The organism is Mycobacterium vicinigordonae (assembly GCF_013466425.1).
Taxonomy (GTDB): domain Bacteria; phylum Actinomycetota; class Actinomycetes; order Mycobacteriales; family Mycobacteriaceae; genus Mycobacterium; species Mycobacterium vicinigordonae.
In genome coordinates this window covers 2161871-2176859 of record NZ_CP059165.1, presented here as the reverse complement: position 1 = coordinate 2176859, position 14989 = coordinate 2161871, and the positions used below count along the sequence as shown (strand labels likewise).

Annotated in this window: 16 protein-coding genes; 3 read left to right on the top strand and 13 right to left on the bottom strand. The window is 65.8% G+C overall.

Annotation, left to right across the window (positions count from 1 at the left end; genetic code table 11):
• Positions 1-123 precede the first annotated feature (123 nt).
• From smc to sepIVA, 7 genes are all read right to left on the bottom strand, one after another.
• Complete coding sequence (smc, locus tag H0P51_RS09935) at positions 124-3735, bottom strand: chromosome segregation protein SMC (protein WP_180917747.1); 3612 nt, start codon at positions 3733-3735, stop codon at positions 124-126.
• Positions 3736-3787: 52 nt separating this feature from the next.
• Positions 3788-4072 carry an acylphosphatase gene (locus tag H0P51_RS09930; protein WP_180917746.1) on the bottom strand — a complete coding sequence of 95 codons (285 nt, stop codon included), beginning with the start codon at positions 4070-4072 and terminating at the stop codon, positions 3788-3790.
• Positions 4059-4472: an OsmC family protein gene (locus H0P51_RS09925; RefSeq protein ID WP_180917745.1), complete on the bottom strand. Its 414-nt coding sequence runs from the start codon at positions 4470-4472 to the stop codon at positions 4059-4061. Before H0P51_RS09925 ends, H0P51_RS09930 begins: the two co-directional genes overlap by 14 nt.
• 23 nt (positions 4473-4495) lie before the next feature.
• Entirely contained in the window at positions 4496-5356 is an 861-nt protein-coding gene (mutM, locus tag H0P51_RS09920; protein ID WP_180917744.1) for a DNA-formamidopyrimidine glycosylase, read from the bottom strand.
• A 100-nt stretch (positions 5357-5456) separates the two neighbouring features.
• Complete coding sequence (rnc, locus tag H0P51_RS09915) at positions 5457-6185, bottom strand: ribonuclease III (RefSeq protein ID WP_246398538.1); 729 nt, start codon at positions 6183-6185, stop codon at positions 5457-5459.
• The gene (locus H0P51_RS09910) at positions 6182-6760 is read right to left on the bottom strand and encodes a YceD family protein (protein ID WP_180917742.1); all 579 of its coding nucleotides are present in this window, start codon (positions 6758-6760) and stop codon (positions 6182-6184) included. The genes rnc and H0P51_RS09910 overlap by 4 nt, the downstream gene beginning before the upstream one ends.
• A 57-nt stretch (positions 6761-6817) precedes the next feature.
• Positions 6818-7555, bottom strand: coding sequence for a cell division protein SepIVA (sepIVA, locus tag H0P51_RS09905; protein ID WP_180917741.1), 738 nt, complete (start codon positions 7553-7555; stop codon positions 6818-6820).
• Positions 7556-7889: 334 nt separating this feature from the next.
• Between sepIVA and H0P51_RS09900 the strand changes: the two genes are divergently transcribed.
• Together H0P51_RS09900 and purU are read left to right on the top strand one after the other, a co-directional pair.
• A complete protein-coding gene (locus H0P51_RS09900) occupies positions 7890-9071 on the top strand; it encodes a permease (protein WP_180917740.1) in 1182 nt (393 codons plus the stop codon).
• A 314-nt stretch (positions 9072-9385) separates the two neighbouring features.
• The gene (purU, locus tag H0P51_RS09895) at positions 9386-10321 is read left to right on the top strand and encodes a formyltetrahydrofolate deformylase (protein WP_180918867.1); all 936 of its coding nucleotides are present in this window, start codon (positions 9386-9388) and stop codon (positions 10319-10321) included.
• Positions 10322-10333: 12 nt separating this feature from the next.
• On the opposite strand, the gene H0P51_RS09890 is transcribed toward purU, so the two are convergent.
• The 3 genes from H0P51_RS09890 to H0P51_RS09880 all read right to left on the bottom strand — a co-directional run bounded on the left by H0P51_RS09890 (position 10334) and on the right by H0P51_RS09880 (position 12633).
• The gene (locus tag H0P51_RS09890) at positions 10334-11389 is read right to left on the bottom strand and encodes an NAD-dependent epimerase/dehydratase family protein (RefSeq protein WP_180917739.1); all 1056 of its coding nucleotides are present in this window, start codon (positions 11387-11389) and stop codon (positions 10334-10336) included.
• Between the two features lie 33 nt (positions 11390-11422).
• Positions 11423-11812, bottom strand: coding sequence for a nuclear transport factor 2 family protein (locus H0P51_RS09885; RefSeq protein ID WP_180917738.1), 390 nt, complete (start codon positions 11810-11812; stop codon positions 11423-11425).
• Positions 11813-12069: 257 nt separating this feature from the next.
• Entirely contained in the window at positions 12070-12633 is a 564-nt protein-coding gene (locus H0P51_RS09880; RefSeq protein ID WP_180917737.1) for an HTTM domain-containing protein, read from the bottom strand.
• A gap of 300 nt (positions 12634-12933) precedes the next feature.
• Between H0P51_RS09880 and H0P51_RS09875 the strand changes: the two genes are divergently transcribed.
• Entirely contained in the window at positions 12934-13563 is a 630-nt protein-coding gene (locus H0P51_RS09875; protein WP_180917736.1) for a hypothetical protein, read from the top strand.
• An 85-nt stretch (positions 13564-13648) separates the two neighbouring features.
• On the opposite strand, the gene coaD is transcribed toward H0P51_RS09875, so the two are convergent.
• From coaD to H0P51_RS09860, 3 genes are read right to left on the bottom strand one after another with little or no spacing between them, the layout of a single operon-like run.
• Positions 13649-14134, bottom strand: coding sequence for a pantetheine-phosphate adenylyltransferase (gene coaD, locus H0P51_RS09870; RefSeq protein WP_180917735.1), 486 nt, complete (start codon positions 14132-14134; stop codon positions 13649-13651).
• Between the two features lie 23 nt (positions 14135-14157).
• Positions 14158-14706, bottom strand: coding sequence for a 16S rRNA (guanine(966)-N(2))-methyltransferase RsmD (gene rsmD, locus H0P51_RS09865; RefSeq protein WP_180917734.1), 549 nt, complete (start codon positions 14704-14706; stop codon positions 14158-14160).
• Positions 14703-14963: a hypothetical protein gene (locus H0P51_RS09860; protein WP_180917733.1), complete on the bottom strand. Its 261-nt coding sequence runs from the start codon at positions 14961-14963 to the stop codon at positions 14703-14705. Before H0P51_RS09860 ends, rsmD begins: the two co-directional genes overlap by 4 nt.
• Positions 14964-14989: the final 26 nt, after the last annotated feature.

Sequence of the window (14989 nt, the reverse complement as noted above, 5' to 3'; positions counted from 1 at the left end):
ATCCGGCACTCGGCGGGTTGACGGCGAGTTAGGGGGCGGGCTGAGACCGGGGCATGCGCTCGCACCTCCGGCAAATCGGGTTCACACTCAACGCCACCGGTACCCGCGGGTGGTCGAAGTGACTCACCCCGCAGCCGCGCCCAGCCGATCCACCTGCTGGCCCCGGATGCGCTGTGAAATCACCGCGGTAATGCCGTCCCCCTGCATGGTCACGCCGTACAGCGCGTCGGCAACCTCCATGGTGGGCTTCTGATGGGTGATGATGATCAGCTGCGAACGGTCCCGAAGCATCTCGAACAGCCCGATCAACCGGCGCAGGTTGGTGTCGTCCAGGGCGGCTTCCACCTCGTCCATGATGTAGAACGGCGACGGGCGCGCACGGAAGATCGCGACCAGCATCGCCACCGCGGTCAGCGCCTTTTCCCCACCGGACAGCAAAGACAGCCGAGTGATCTTCTTGCCGGGCGGGCGCGCCTCCACCTCGATGCCGGTGGTGAGCATGTCGTCGGGCTGGGTTAACCGCAACCGGCCCTCGCCGCCCGGGAACAATGCGGTGAACACCGTCTGGAATTCACGCTCTACGTCGAAGAACGCATCGCTGAACACCTGCAGGATGCGGGCGTCGACCTCAGCGACGACATCCAGCAGATCCTTGCGAGCGGCCTTGACGTCCTCGAGCTGAGTGGACAGAAAGTTGTAGCGTTCCTCTAACGCTGCAAACTCCTCCAAGGCCAGCGGATTGACTCGGCCGAGCTCGGCGAGTTCCCGCTCGGCCCGTTTGGCCCGACGTTCCTGGGTACTGCGGTCGAATGGCATCGGCGCGGGTGCGATCACCTGTTCACCCCGCTCGCGGGCCTGTTCGAACTCGGCCAGCTCCAAGTCGGTGGGCGGCAGCGGGACGTCGGGACCGTACTCGGAGATCAAGTCGGCTGGCGCCATCCCGAACTGCTCGAGCACCATCTGTTCGAGCTGCTCGATACGCATCGCCGCCTGAGCGTTGGCCACCTCGTCGCGGTGCAACGAATCGGTGAGCGCGGCCACCCGCGCATTCAAGGTGTTCGCCTCCTCGCGCACCGCGGCCAAGGCGGCGGACCGCTGCTGACGCTCGGCGGCCAGCTGATCGCGCCGGCGCGCCGCCGCATCCACCACGCCGTTGAGCCGTGCCGCCAGCAACCGCCCGGAGTCGGCGACGGCAGCGGCCACCCCGGCGGCACGCACCCGGGCGGCCCGCGCCTGCTCGGCCCGCACCCGCGCCTCGCGTTCGGCCGCGGCCGCACGGCGCAGCGAATCGGCGCGTCCGCGCACCGCGTTGGCGCGCTCCTCGGCAGTGCGCACCGCCAGCCGGGCCTCAACCTCGAAGGTGCGCGCATTGTCTGCCGCGGCGGCGATCGCCTGCCGTGCCTCGGCGGGATTGACCTCGGCCTCGCTGATCAGCTCGGTCTGCTGAGCATTGCGTAGTCGGGTCTCGAGTTCGACGACTTCCTGCACGGTGCGGGCACGCCCTGCCTCCAGCTCCTCGCGCTGGCGCAGCAACTTGTTCCATTCGCCTTCGGCCGCGCGGGCATCCTGCCCCAGTCGGCCGAGCTGCTCGTACATCGCCGAGATCGCGGTGTCAGACTCGTTGAGCGCAGCCAGCGCATGCTCGGCCGCATTCTGGCGCGCGGCCTGCTCGGTCAGCGCACCGGACAGCGCGGCACTGAGCTGGGCGAGGTGTTCCTCCGCGGCGACCAGCTCGGCGCGGGCCTTGTCGATCTCAGAGGCGACCTCCAGCGTGGACAGCTTGCGGTCCGATCCCCCGCTGAGCCGACCGGCGCCCACCAGGTCGCCGTCGAGGGTGACCGCACGCAGTTGCGGCCAGTTGGCCACCAGGTCCAGTGCCGCGCCCAGGTCGTCGACCACCGCGACACCCGACAGCATCGCGACCATCGCGCCGCGCAGCCGGGGCGGAGCATCGATCAGGTCCAGCGCCCACACCGCCCCGGCGGGCAGGGCAACCGGATGCGGCGCGTCGGCGGGCGCGGGCCAGTCGCTGAGCACCAGCGCGGCGCGGCCGCCGTCGGCCTGTTTGAGCGCGGCGACCGCGTTCTGAGCCGCACCTAAACTGTCGGCGGCCAGGGCGTCCGCGGCCGGGCCGAGGACCGTGGCCAGCGCCGCCTCATAGCCCGAGCGCACCTTAACCAGCTGCGCGATCGATCCTAAAAGTCCTGGGCCACTGTGGTTTTGGGCGAGCCAGGCAGTGCCGTCTTTGCGCTCCAGGCTCATCGATAGCGCGTCGATGCGAGCCCGTAGCGACGCCACCTGCCGTTCGGCGCCGCGTTCTGCGGCCTGCAGCTCGTTCAGGCGGGCATCGGCCTGCCGCAACGCCGTCATCGTCCGTTCGTGGTGCTCGTCGAGGCCGACCTCACCCTGGTCGAGTTCGCCGACGCGGCTCTGTACGCTCTCGAATTCCGCTCGGGTCTGCTGGGCCCTGGCGGCGGCCTCTTCAATGCGTTCGGTGAGCCGCGCGACGCTGTCGTCGGTCGATTCGACGCGTGCGCGCATGGTTTCCACCTGCCCGGCCAGCCGCGCCAAGCCCTCGCGCCGGTCGGCTTCGGCGCGCACTGCCGCCAGGTGGGCCTTCTCGGCCTCGACGGAGCGGCGTTCCCATTCGGCCAACTCGGCACGCGCGGCGTCCAACTTGGTGCCCGCTTCGGCGAGTTCCTCAAGTAACTGGCGCTCGAACGAGGCGATCTCGTCGGCCTCGGCCTCTAGGGCGTCGGGGTCGGTGTCGCTGGCGCGCAGCGGTTCGACGTCAAGGTGCTGGGCGCGTTCGGTGGCGATGCGCACCGTTGCGCCGACCCGCTCGGCCAGCGCAGATAGCCGAAACCAGGTTTGCTGGATCGCCTCGCCGCGCTGCGAGAGCTCGGCCAGCGCTTGTTCGTGCACGGCCAGCTCCTCGGCCGCCACCGACAGCCGGGCGGCGGCCTCGTCGTGGTCGCGGCGCATGCTCGCCTCGGCGTCGAAAATCGTCTGCCGCTCGGTGCGACGGCTGACCAAGTCGTCGGCGGCTAGCCGCAGCCGGGCGTCGCGCAGGTCGGCCTGGATGGTCTGGGCGCGACGCGCCACCTCGGCCTGGCGGCCCAACGGTTTGAGCTGGCGGCGTAACTCGGTGGTCAGGTCGGTCAGCCGGGCCAGGTTTGCCGCCATCGCGTCGAGCTTGCGCAGTGCCTTCTCTTTGCGTTTGCGGTGCTTGAGGACGCCCGCGGCTTCCTCGATGAACGCGCGACGGTCTTCGGGACGCGACTGCAGGATCTCGTCGAGCTTGCCCTGCCCGACGATCACGTGCATCTCGCGGCCGATGCCGGAGTCGCTCAACAGCTCCTGCACATCCATCAAACGGCAACTGCTGCCGTTGATTTCGTACTCGCTGGCGCCGTCGCGGAACATCCGGCGGGTGATCGATACCTCGGAGTAGTCGATCGGCAGCGCATTGTCGGAGTTGTCGATGGTGACGGTGACCTCTGCCCGGCCCAGCGGCGCGCGTGACGACGTACCAGCGAAGATGACGTCTTCCATCTTGCCGCCGCGCAGCGTCTTGGCGCCCTGCTCCCCCATCACCCAGGCCAGGGCGTCGACCACGTTGGATTTGCCCGACCCATTGGGCCCGACGACGGCGGTAATGCCCGGTTCGAAGCGCAGAGTCGTGGGCGCGGCGAAGGACTTGAAGCCCTTCAGCGTCAGACTCTTGAGGTACACGAGGGGCCAGATTACCGCCACCTGCGCGCCGGCCGGCAAGCCAGACGCGTGGCTAGCGCTCGACGAATCCGGTGAACCGCTCGGTCGGCTGTGACCAGTCGGCGACGACCTTGTCCACCCGGCCCGGCGTGCTGCCACCACGCAGCAGTTCCAGCAGCCGTTCTGCGCCGTCACGCGGTCCGTTGGCAACCACCAGCACGCGCCCGTCGGCCTGGTTGGCCGCATACCCGGTCAGGCCCTGTTCCAGTGCCCGGCACCGCGTCCACCAGCGAAAACCCACACCCTGGACATGACCGTGCACCCAAGCGGTCAGACGAACGTCATCAGGGGCGGACATCAGCAACCTCGAAGTCGACCGTGGTCCCCGATTTCAACGTCCGTCCGACGGTGCACACCGCGTCGACGGCCCTCTCCACGACCGTCAGCACGCGTTGCTTTTCCTGCGCACTCAAACCCGAAAGGTCCAGTTCCAGCGTCTCTTCGAGCAGCGGATAGCGCTCCTGCTCGCGGTCGGCGACCCCGGATACCCGGACCGTCGCCCGGTAGTCGTCGCCGAGCCGACGGGCTAGCGGCTGGTCACTGGACATCCCGCTGCACGCCGCCAGCGCGATCTTGAGCAGCTCGCCCGGGGTGAACACCCCTTCGACGTCCTCGCTGCCGATCAAGACGTGCGCTCCTCGTGAGCTGTGTCCGGTGTAGCGCCGAGTGCCGGTTCGCTCGACCCAGAGTTCGGTCATGCCTCCCTTTCCACCGTCGTGTGCTACCGGCGCGGCCGCGGCTGGCAGCGCGGACAGTAGAACGACGACCGGTTCATGAATTTCTCGCGGCGCATCACCGCTCCGCAGCGACGACAGGGTTCGCCCTCGCGACCGTACGCGTCCAGCGACCGGTCGAAGTAACCGGACTGGCCATTGACGTTGACGTACAGCGAATCGAACGACGTCCCGCCCTTGGCCAGCGCCTCCCGCATAACATCGGCGGCGGCGTCCAGCACCGTGGTGAGCTGACGGCGGGTCAGCGTGTCGGCCACCCGGGCGCCGTTGACCTTGGCCCGCCACAGCGCCTCGTCCGCATAGATGTTGCCGATGCCCGACACCACCTGCTGGTCGAGCAGCTGGCGCTTAATCTCGGAATGCTTGCGCCGCAACACTTTAACCACTGAATCGACGGCGAATCGTGGGTCCAGCGGATCGCGGGCTAGGTGCGCCACCGGCTCCGGCAGCACGCTGCCGTCCACCGTCACCAGGTCCGCCAGCAGCCACCCGCCGAAGGTCCGCTGGTCGGCGAAGCTGAGCACCGTCCCGTCGTCGAGCAGCGCCGAGATCCGGACATGCTCAGCACGCGGCACCGTCCCCAGCAACATCTGCCCGCTCATGCCGAGGTGCACAACCAGGGCCACGTCGAGATCAGCCGGCTTGTCCAACAGCAGCCACAGGTACTTGCCGCGCCGATCGGTTCCGGTGATTCGGGCTTCGAGTAGCCGCGCGGTCAGATCGGCCGGACCGGCTTCGTGGCGGCGCACCGCACGGGGGTGGTGGACGCGTACCGCGGTGATGGTCTTGCCCACGATGTGCTCGTGCAATCCGCGCCGTACCACCTCGACTTCGGGCAGTTCGGGCATTCAGCGGGCCTCCTTCAGCGCCGAGCGTGAAGTCTGCGACGCGACACGACGCGCGGCCGTCGGGTCGTTCACTTTCGCCGGCGGCGCGACCGGACGCGGGTCATGAGGCAGACGGGTTCCCCACCGAACCGAGCGCTTCGCCTGCCTCGAGCGTCTTGTAGGCGGCCGAAGCCGCCTTCTGTTCGGCTTCCTTCTTGGAACGGCCCATTCCCGACCCGTACTCGGTTTCCATCACCACGACTACCGCGGTGAATTCTTTGTCGTGGTCCGGCCCGGTCGAGGTGACCTGGTACGACGGCGTTCCCAGGGCGCGCGCCGCGGTGAGTTCCTGCAGGCTGGTCTTCCAGTCCAAACCGGCGCCCAGGGTGGGTGCCGCGTCCAGCAGCGGGCCGAACAACCGCAGGATCGCCTCGCGCGCCACCTCGATGCCGTGGTGCAGGTAAATGGCCCCCAGCAGCGACTCCATGCTGTCGGCCAGGATGCTGGCCTTGTCGGCACCGCCGGTGTTGGCTTCACCGCGGCCCAACAGCACGTGGGCGCCTAGCCCGTCGTCGGACAACTTTCGGGCGACTTCGGCGAGCGCCTGGGTGTTGACCACGCTGGCCCGCAGTTTGGCCAGGTCGCCTTCCGTACGTTCGGGATGGCGGTGGTACAGCTCGTCGGTGACGGTCAGACCCAGCACCGCATCGCCGAGGAACTCCAACCGTTCGTTGGTGGGCAGGCCGCCGTTCTCGTAGGCGTAGCTGCGGTGGGTCAGAGCCAGGGAGAGCAGTTCGTCGGGCAGGTCCACGCCGAGCGCGTCAAGCAGACTCTGCGGCGACGGGGTCACCGTTGTTCCCCTTCCGGCGGGGGCAGCATCGCGGCCAGCTTGGCCCATCTGGGGTCAATTTGATCGTGGTGGTGGCCCGGTTCGGCGGCCAGCGAAACTCCACACTGCGGGCACAGACCTGGGCAATCGGGCGAGCATACGGGAGAGAACGGCAGTTCCAGGCCGACGGCATCGATGATCGGCTGCTCCAAGTCGATCATGTGGTCGACGACGTGGCCAACCTCGTCTTCTTCGGTAGTCGCCTCGGTAGCGCTGTCCGGGTAGGCGAACAGCTCGGTCAAATCAACCTGCACCCGCCCCTCGATCGGCGAGAGGCAGCGCGAGCACTCACCGGCGGTCGGTGCGGTAACTGTTCCGGTCACCAACACGCCCTCGGACACCGATTCCAGTCGCAGATCCAGGTCGACGGGCGCACCGGACTGGATCGCGATCAGCTCCAAACCGATGCGCACCGGGCTGTCTACGGTCTGGCGAACCAACACCATTCCGCCGGGCCGTCGACCCAACCGGGCGATGTCGATTGCCATTGGTCCGGATGCGTGTCGATGCGTCGTCTGGCTATGCCGCTTGGCCATACCGGAATCCTACGGCTACCGGTCGGTAGCGCCACGGCCTGCGGGGATGTCGGCGATTTAGCGCGTCACGTAGTCGTGTGTGCCGGCAGCGGTGCGCAGTTGATGACGCCCCCGGCCGACGGAGCGCAGGGTGCCGTTGAGGAACTCCTCGAATTCGGCGAGCTTGTTGTCGACATAGATGTCGCATTCGCCGCGCAGCCGGTCGGCTTCGGCGTGCGCGGTGTCGATCAAGCGGGTGGACTCGGCGTGCGCGGCCTGCACCACCTCGTTCTGCGACACCAGGCGCTGCTGCTCCTTGATGCCTTCCTGCACCGCCTTCTCATAGGAGAGGTTGCCATTCTCGATCAGCCGGTCGCACTCGGACTTGGCGCGGCTGATGCTGGCCTCGTACTCGCGCTTGGCCGACGCGGCTATCCGGACGGCTTCTTCGCGCGCCTCCCCGACCATCCGCTCGCTGTGCTGGCGCGCTTCGCCGACCATCCTGTCGGCCTGGGCCTTGGCGTCGGATAGCAGGCGGTCGGCCTCGGCGCGGGCGTGGTTGATCATCGACTCGGATTCGGTGGTCGCCGAGGACACCATCGAGTCGGCGTGCGACTTGGCGTCGTGCAGCATCGAATCGCGGGCATCGAGCACGTCCTGAGCGTCGTCGAGTTCGCCGGGGATGGCGTCCTTGATGTCGTCGATCAGTTCCAGCACATCGCCACGGGGCACCACGCAGCCCGCCGTCATCGGCACGCCACGGGCTTCTTCGACGATGGCGCTCAATTCGTCGAGCGCTTCAAAGACTCGGTACACGGCCACACCCTCCTGGCGTCCTGCAATAAAATCCCGGTTGTTACCAGTGTGCCTGGTGTTACGTCTGTGACGGCGGTGGTGACGCCGGTGTGTCGGGTTCGAATTTTTCGGTTCGGACCCGCAGACCACCCCTACGCACGTGGTTTGCTACCAGCCTATCGCCGTCGGCGGGTTCTTGGCATTCAGCGATCAGCCGCCACCGCGCAGTTTGCCCTCTGGAGTGCCCGCTCGGCGGCTTCCAGGGCTCGGCCGTCGAGGTTTGCCTTGACATATACCCCACTGGGGTATATGTGTGGCTGAATGCGCTAAAACCTAACCGACGGAGGTTCTCGCAATGGACAATGTGCTACCGGCCATCGGCCACGCCTTGTCCCTTACCGGCTCGATGACCTGGGAGATCCTCTGGGCACTCATCCTGGGCTTCGCCCTGTCGGCGGTGGTACAGGCCGTGGTGCGCCGTTCGACGATCGTGGCACTGATGGGCGACGACCGGCCGCGGACCCTGGCCGTCGCGGCAGGTCTGGGCGCGGCATCGTCGTCGTGCTCCTACGCCGCCGTGGCCCTGGCCCGATCGCTGTTCCGCAAGGGTGCGAACTTCACCGCCGCCATGGCCTTTCAGATCGGCTCGACCAACCTCGTGCTGGAGTTGGGCATAATCCTGGCCCTGCTGATGGGCTGGCAGTTCACCGCCGCGGAGTTCGTCGGCGGCCCGTTGATGATCATCGTGCTGGCCCTGCTGTTCCGGCTCTTCGTGCGGTCGCGGCTGATCGAGGCCGCCCACGAGCAGGCCGACAAGGGCATTGCCGGTTCCATGGAAGGCCACGCGGCCATGGACATGTCAATTAGAGGAGACGGGTCGTTCTGGCGGCGGCTGTTTTCCCGACCGGGCTTCACCTCGGTCTCACACGTGTTCGTAATGGAGTGGCTGGCGATTCTGCGAGATCTGGTCATCGGCCTGCTGATCGCGGGCGCGATCGCGGCCTGGGTTCCCGAAACGTTCTGGCAAGACTTCTTTTTGGCGAATCACCCGGCATGGTCGACGGTGTGGGGCCCATTGGTTGGGCCGCTGGTGGCGATAGCATCGTTCGTCTGCTCGATCGGCAATGTGCCGCTGGCCGCGGTGTTGTGGAACGGCGGCATCAGCTTTGGCGGGGTTATCGCGTTTATCTTCGCCGACCTGCTGATCCTGCCGATCCTGAACATCTACCGCAAGTACTACGGCACCCGGATGATGCTGACCCTGCTGGCTACGTTCTACGCCGCGATGGTGATGGCCGGCTACCTGGTCGAATTGATCTTCGGCACAGTCGGTCTGATACCGAGCCAACGCAACGCGATGGTTATGTCGGCCGGGATCTCGTGGAACTACACGACGTGGTTGAACATCGCCTTCCTGGCGCTGGCGGCGGCGTTGGTGTTGCGGTTCTTCACCTCGGGCGGAAAATCGATGCTGCGGATGATGGGTGGGCCGCCGGAGACTGAGCACAGCGGGCACAGCGGGAACGATTGCCACTGAACAGATACGGCGACAGGCCACTGCGGTGGGCATTTCCTGCACGCTCGCCGCTCCATATTGGTCGTGAACGAAATAAACTGTGGTGCTTACATTCTTGACCTAAATTTGTCGGCCAGCGTTTCCACGACGCCCCGCTCCTCGGCGGTCGCGCCCCGCTCATGTCGGGCAAACTGAGCCAACCCAATGGCTTGCCGACCTCGATCGTGGTCATCACCACGCACCAACCGCTACCACCAATCCTCTGCGTGCAGGTCGACGAACCTGAGCCATAGCTGCCGGCACATCTATCGGCGGGCGGTATCCTGGCCTGCGAAATCTTCACAGCGAAAGGGGCCACGGTGTCCACACCGAAAGAGCCAGGCAACTTTCCGCAACGGCCTGCCGGTCCCCCTCCACCCGCCGACATCGGACGGTTGTTGCTGCGCTGCCACGACCGTCCGGGAATCATCGCCGCGGTGAGCGCCTTCCTATCCGGAGCCGGGGCCAACATCATTTCGCTGGACCAGCATTCCACCGCGCCCGAAGACGGAACCTTTTTGCAGCGCGCGATCTTTCACCTGCCCGGTCTCACCGCTGCGATCGACGGCCTGGAACGCGAGTTCGCTGATACCGTCGCCGAACAGTTCGGCATCGACTACCGCTTCACCGAGGCAGCAAAGCCTAAACGGGTCGCCATCATGGCTTCCAAGGACGACCACTGCTTGCTAGACCTGTTGTGGCGCAATCGTCGTGGCGAACTCCAGATGTCGATCGCGATGGTAATCGCCAACCACGCAGACCTGGCCGAGCGGGTTCGCCCCTTCGGAATACCGTTCATTCACATTCCCGCTTCCCGCGACACCCGCGCCGAAGCCGAACAGCGCCAACTGCAGTTGCTCAGCGGAAATGTGGATTTGGTGGTGCTGGCCCGCTACATGCAGATACTCACGCCGGAGTTCCTCGCCGCGGTCGGCTGCCCGCTGATCAACATCCACCATTCGTTCCTGCCGGCGTTCATCGGAGCCGCCCCATACAAACGTGCCCGGGAACGAGGCGTCAAACTCGTCGGCGCGACCGCACACTACGTCACCGAGGTGCTCGACGAAGGCCCGATCATCGAACAAGATGTGGTGCGCGTCAGCCACACTGACACCGTCGACGATCTGGTGCGCGTCGGCGCCGACGTGGAGCGCGCAGTGCTGTCGCGTGCCGTGCTCTGGCACTGCCAGGACCGGGTGATCGTGCATGACAACCAGACGATCGTGTTCTGAGGTCGGCTGACCTTATTCGGCACGGGTGATGTCCATCGCGGTGGCGCCTAATCTGGCATTCAAAGCCGGCCATACGTCGGCGTACTGACCGGTTGAGTCCCGGTAGGCTGCATGTCGTTTCATCATCTGGCGCACCAACGGTGCGATCAACCGTCTCGGGTAACGCTTCCAACCGGCCTGCGCTTGCAACTCGGCCAACATCTCCGGCCACGAGTGGTGCTGAAATTGGAGCAACTCTTGTGCCCGGGCGACATCCATCCAGTCGTTGAGATACCAGTCGTCGTCGCTGTCCGGGTTTCCGGGCAGACCTTGCGGCATCAGGCCGACCATGCCCTGCGCGGCCGCCATGGCCGCACCGATCTCACCCTGCATCAGACGATGTGAGTCGTCGCCGGCGATCAACAGGATCTCTCCAACGACAGCAGCGTGCGCCGCCGCCGCGAAAGCCATTGCTACATCGCGCACATCGATGCAGTGCACCCGACAGTCGGCAGGAATTGCGCTGCCGAAGTACACCGTGTCGGTGGTGAACGGCATGGCCGATGGGTCGACGCTTAGCACGCCGCCGAGCCGCAAGATCACCCAGTCCAGACTCGACGACCGCACAATCTGCTCGGCTTCGACTTTGTGTCCCCCATACAATTCGCACGGTCGCAACGGCGTATCCACGCCGAGCGGCTCGGTGTGGCGATGGGGATTGCGCGAGCCATATACGGCGGCGCTGGATGCGTGCAGGAAACGGGGCCGATTCGGTTGCTTCTCTGCCGCGCGCACCAACGCGGCTGTGGCATCGACATTCACCTTGCGGGCGAACGCCGGGTCGCGGTAGATCAACGGCGGAATGACGGCGGCGAGGTGGACAATTACGTCGGGCGACACCTCGGCCACCACGGAGTCAATCTGATCGGCGTCGGTCAGGTCGACGCGCCGGGTTTGCACCCGGGGTGGCAATCCCGCTGTCTTGCGATGAGCGGTGGCGACCACCTGCCAGCCGTCGGCGGCGAACCGTCGCACGGTCTCGACCCCGACCAGGCCGAAAGCTCCGGTAATCAGCACGGTCTCCGCCACAGGAGGACCGTAACCCATTCCCCGAAGACAGCGCTACGCCTCCAGCAAGGCGGCGACCGCCGCGGGGTCCTTGTAGTAGACATCGAGTTCCACGATTAGCCCATCGCGAACCGTGTATACCTCGACCAGACCCATCTCGACGCTCTTGCCGGTCGCCCGCGCGGTGAATGTCACCCGGGACCGCAGTCCAACGGTGTTGTCCGCCAACAAATATTGAACCGACTCGCCCATCGCGAGATCCATGGCGTCGGTCATCTTCCCCAGCAGTTCGAAAAACCCTTGCGGGCCATGATATTCGCCGCTGTACGGCAGTCCGCCCGCCTCGTACGCGACGAACTCGTCAGCCAGCAGCCGACGGGCATCCTCCAAACGTTCCTCGACGATCGCAGTCGCGAAGCTGCCGACGACGGCTTGCGATGTCATGGCTAGTCACTCTACGCGCCAAAAATTCCAGAAGGTTTCGCCAGGTGGCCGCGCCAACCTTGGGTGCAACGCCAATACCGCCGCCCCAAGAATCGGAAGGGAGGGCACTACTGGCGCAGGGACAAGCCGCAGCCCAAGTGCGATTGGACCGACCACTGCGCCTGCGTAAACTTCAGTGTGGCCAAGGATGGCACGTTGACCGCCGACCGAGGGTCGGGCGAAAAGGCGATCGACGCCGAACACTGCGTGCAGCTCGCCTAATCCGAAGGTGCCGCATCGGTTGATTCCATGTCGTCCGGTAGGTGCGTGTCCGAGTTGCGGCCACGCCAGTTCAACGTGTGACTTAGCTTGTCCGGCAGTTGTTTTACCGTCTCGGGTGAGAGCCACGCAAGGTACATGACCAACGTGGCATAGCTGAATATGCCGATCTGGATGTGGACATCGATCATCAAGTGCAACAGCACACCACCGGCCAGCACCCACGCGCGAAAGCGCGGGAGCCATACCAATAGCGCGACTGTCAACTCGATCGCGATCGCGCCCCAGGTCATCACATTCATCGCGAGCGCGTTGTTCACGAGCCACTGAGGCAGTGGCACCCGTCGCATGTCGTCGATGCGCAACGCATAGGCGACCGCAGTGCCGTTCAGCCACGTCTCGCCCGCCAACTTCGATCGCGCCGCCGCGAGATAGATGAGCGACATCTGGACCTGAATCAGTCGAATCGGCCAGTTGGCCTTCGTCTGTGCCGACCAGAAGAATCCCGGCCGGCGTCGCTGGTCGAGTGATAGCCCGGCACCACAAGGAGATACGGCGGGCAAGGGCTGCCCGGTCTCGACGCGTTGAATCGGCCCGCAATCCTGATCGCCTACGTCGGCTGGCTCACCGCACTGCTTTGTGCCGCAACGGTCGCCCTTGCGCTGAGTCGCGGCGGAGCTACGGCCAGAGCTGTGTCGGTGCTGCTGGTGCCGCTTAGCCTCGCTTTCACGAGTTATGCTGTGCTGCAACCAGATTGGATGGACGAGTATCGGTTTGCCACACCGGTCTGGCCACTGGCAGCCCTGACGGTGACGTTGGCGGCAACGCCAGTCCTAGCAAGTGTCTCAACCCGTGGTCGGTGGGTGGCAAGCACAACCGCTGCGGTGATCGCGGCGCTCACGGTCAGCGGGTTCTTCTCTGCCGCTCGCGACTTTCAGCGAAATCCGTCTGCCGGGCTGTGCGATATTGCGCAGAACACCGGCTACCTATTCAACGGCTACGCCGATATCCTCGGTGTGCGCGACGGGACCCTGCTGGCAGTAGATGGGGGCGGCGCATCATTGACCAGCCGATTGAAATTCGTCGACCTGTCGGGACTAGCGGAGCGACGCATCGCCAGCTTCTGGCAGCGCAACGACATGGCGGGGCTACGCAATTACATCTTCGACACGGTGGAGCCGGCCTTCATCAAGATCTTCTCCGGTTGGGCCGAGCGCGACCGGCTCGACCTGGTCGGTGATGCAAGGCTCGACCAGGATTACGTGCTGCTGTTGTCGGGACCACCTCGCGGCGGCAGGTGGGTGCGGCGCGATTCGGTACGCGACGCCGCGAGGCTGGAAGAAGCGCGGCGGTGGGGAAACGATGTGTGGAACCAGGTCATCCTGCCCCGCGGTGCAGTCGTGCCGACGGTGTGGTGGTGCACCGACCGTCTGCGACCCAGTCCCTACCGCGACGGCGCACCAGCGCCGTCGCCGCTGACACAGCAGCCATGAGCCGCTGCGCCCCAACGGCATTCCGGCAATGTCGAATTCCCGGCTGGCCTGATCGGGCGCGTCTCAGGCCCTAGTCCCAAGACGATTAGGACCGATTGTTGTTGATCCGCTCACGCAGCCGCCGGTTGACCGATTCGGGCAGCAACGCGGTCACGTCTCCGCCGAGCATCGCGACCTCCTTGGCCAGCGACGACGATACGAACGAATACTCCGGCGCGGTAGCCACGAAGAACGTGTCGACGCCGGCGATGTGCTTGTTCATCTGCGCCATCTGCAGTTCGTATTCGAAGTCGGTGCCGGTACGCAGACCTTTGACAATCGCATTTATCCCACGCGCGCGGACGAAGTCGACGACCAGGCCTTGACCGGCCTCGACCCGCAGGTTCGGCAGGTGCACCGTCGACTCCTCGATCATCGCGATCCGCTCTTCCAGGTTGAACATGCCCTTCTTGGCGGGATTGACCAAGATGGCCACCACCACCTCGTCGAACTGGGCCGCGGCGCGTTCGAAAACGTCGATGTGACCCAACGTGACCGGGTCGAATGACCCTGGGCATACCGCGCCACTCATGGGAGATGACGCTACACGGCGGCTCACACCCGCTCGGCCAGCTCCAACCGGGTGTCGCCGTAACCGCGCTCGGGCCATACCGACCAGCCCCGCGGCCACGTCAGCGGTGCGCTGCCGACACCACGTTCCACCACGGCCACCGTGCCCTCCCTCGTCCAGTCACGCAGCGCCGACAACACTGCGTTGATGTCTGAGGTCTCCACCTCGTAGGGCGGATCCGCCAGCACCAGGTCCACCGGCGACCGGGTCTCAGCCGCGAGCACGGCAGCCACCGCACCACGACGCACTGTTGCACCGGGCAGGCCCACCGCATCGATATTGCGCGCCAGCACGGCCGCGGTCCGAGCATCGGATTCCACGAATAGCGCCGACGCCGCGCCGCGCGACAAAGCTTCCAATCCGAGCGCGCCCGATCCGGCATAGAGGTCAAGCACCGCCAGACCCGTCAGGTCGATGCGTGCCGTCAGGATGTTGAACAAAGACTCGCGGACTCGGTCGGTGGTCGGTCTCGTCCCCCGCTGGGGAACTACGAGGCGTCTGCCCCGAGCCGCGCCCCCGATGATCCGCGTCAAATCGCTGCGCTCTGCATCGTCGCCGGCAACAACACGGCGCCACTCCTCCTCATCGCTACACTCTGCATCGTCGCCGCCAACAACACGGCGCCACTCCTCCTCATCGCTACACTCTGCATCGTCGCCGCCAACAACACGGCGCCACTCCTCCTCATCGCTACACTCTGCATCGTCGCCGCCAACAACACGGCGCCGCTCCTCCTCATCGCTACACTCTGCATCGTCGCCGCCAACAACACGGCGCCGCTCCTCCTCATCGCTACACTCTGCATCGTCGCCGGCG

Excerpts from the sequence above, each read along its gene's own strand:
- H0P51_RS09860 (WP_180917733.1), bottom strand. The coding sequence starts at position 14,963 with ATGAGGAGGAGCGGCGCCGTGTTGTTGGCGGCGACGATGCAGAGTGTA.
- H0P51_RS09930 (WP_180917746.1), bottom strand. The coding sequence starts at position 4,072 with ATGTCCGCCCCTGATGACGTTCGTCTGACCGCTTGGGTGCACGGTCAT.
- coaD (WP_180917735.1), bottom strand. The coding sequence starts at position 14,134 with ATGAGTGGCGCGGTATGCCCAGGGTCATTCGACCCGGTCACGTTGGGT.
- H0P51_RS09910 (WP_180917742.1), bottom strand. The coding sequence starts at position 6,760 with ATGGCCAAGCGGCATAGCCAGACGACGCATCGACACGCATCCGGACCA.
- H0P51_RS09900 (WP_180917740.1), top strand. The coding sequence starts at position 7,890 with ATGGACAATGTGCTACCGGCCATCGGCCACGCCTTGTCCCTTACCGGC.
- mutM (WP_180917744.1), bottom strand. The coding sequence starts at position 5,356 with ATGCCCGAACTGCCCGAAGTCGAGGTGGTACGGCGCGGATTGCACGAG.
- H0P51_RS09925 (WP_180917745.1), bottom strand. The coding sequence starts at position 4,472 with ATGACCGAACTCTGGGTCGAGCGAACCGGCACTCGGCGCTACACCGGA.
- H0P51_RS09885 (WP_180917738.1), bottom strand. The coding sequence starts at position 11,812 with ATGACATCGCAAGCCGTCGTCGGCAGCTTCGCGACTGCGATCGTCGAG.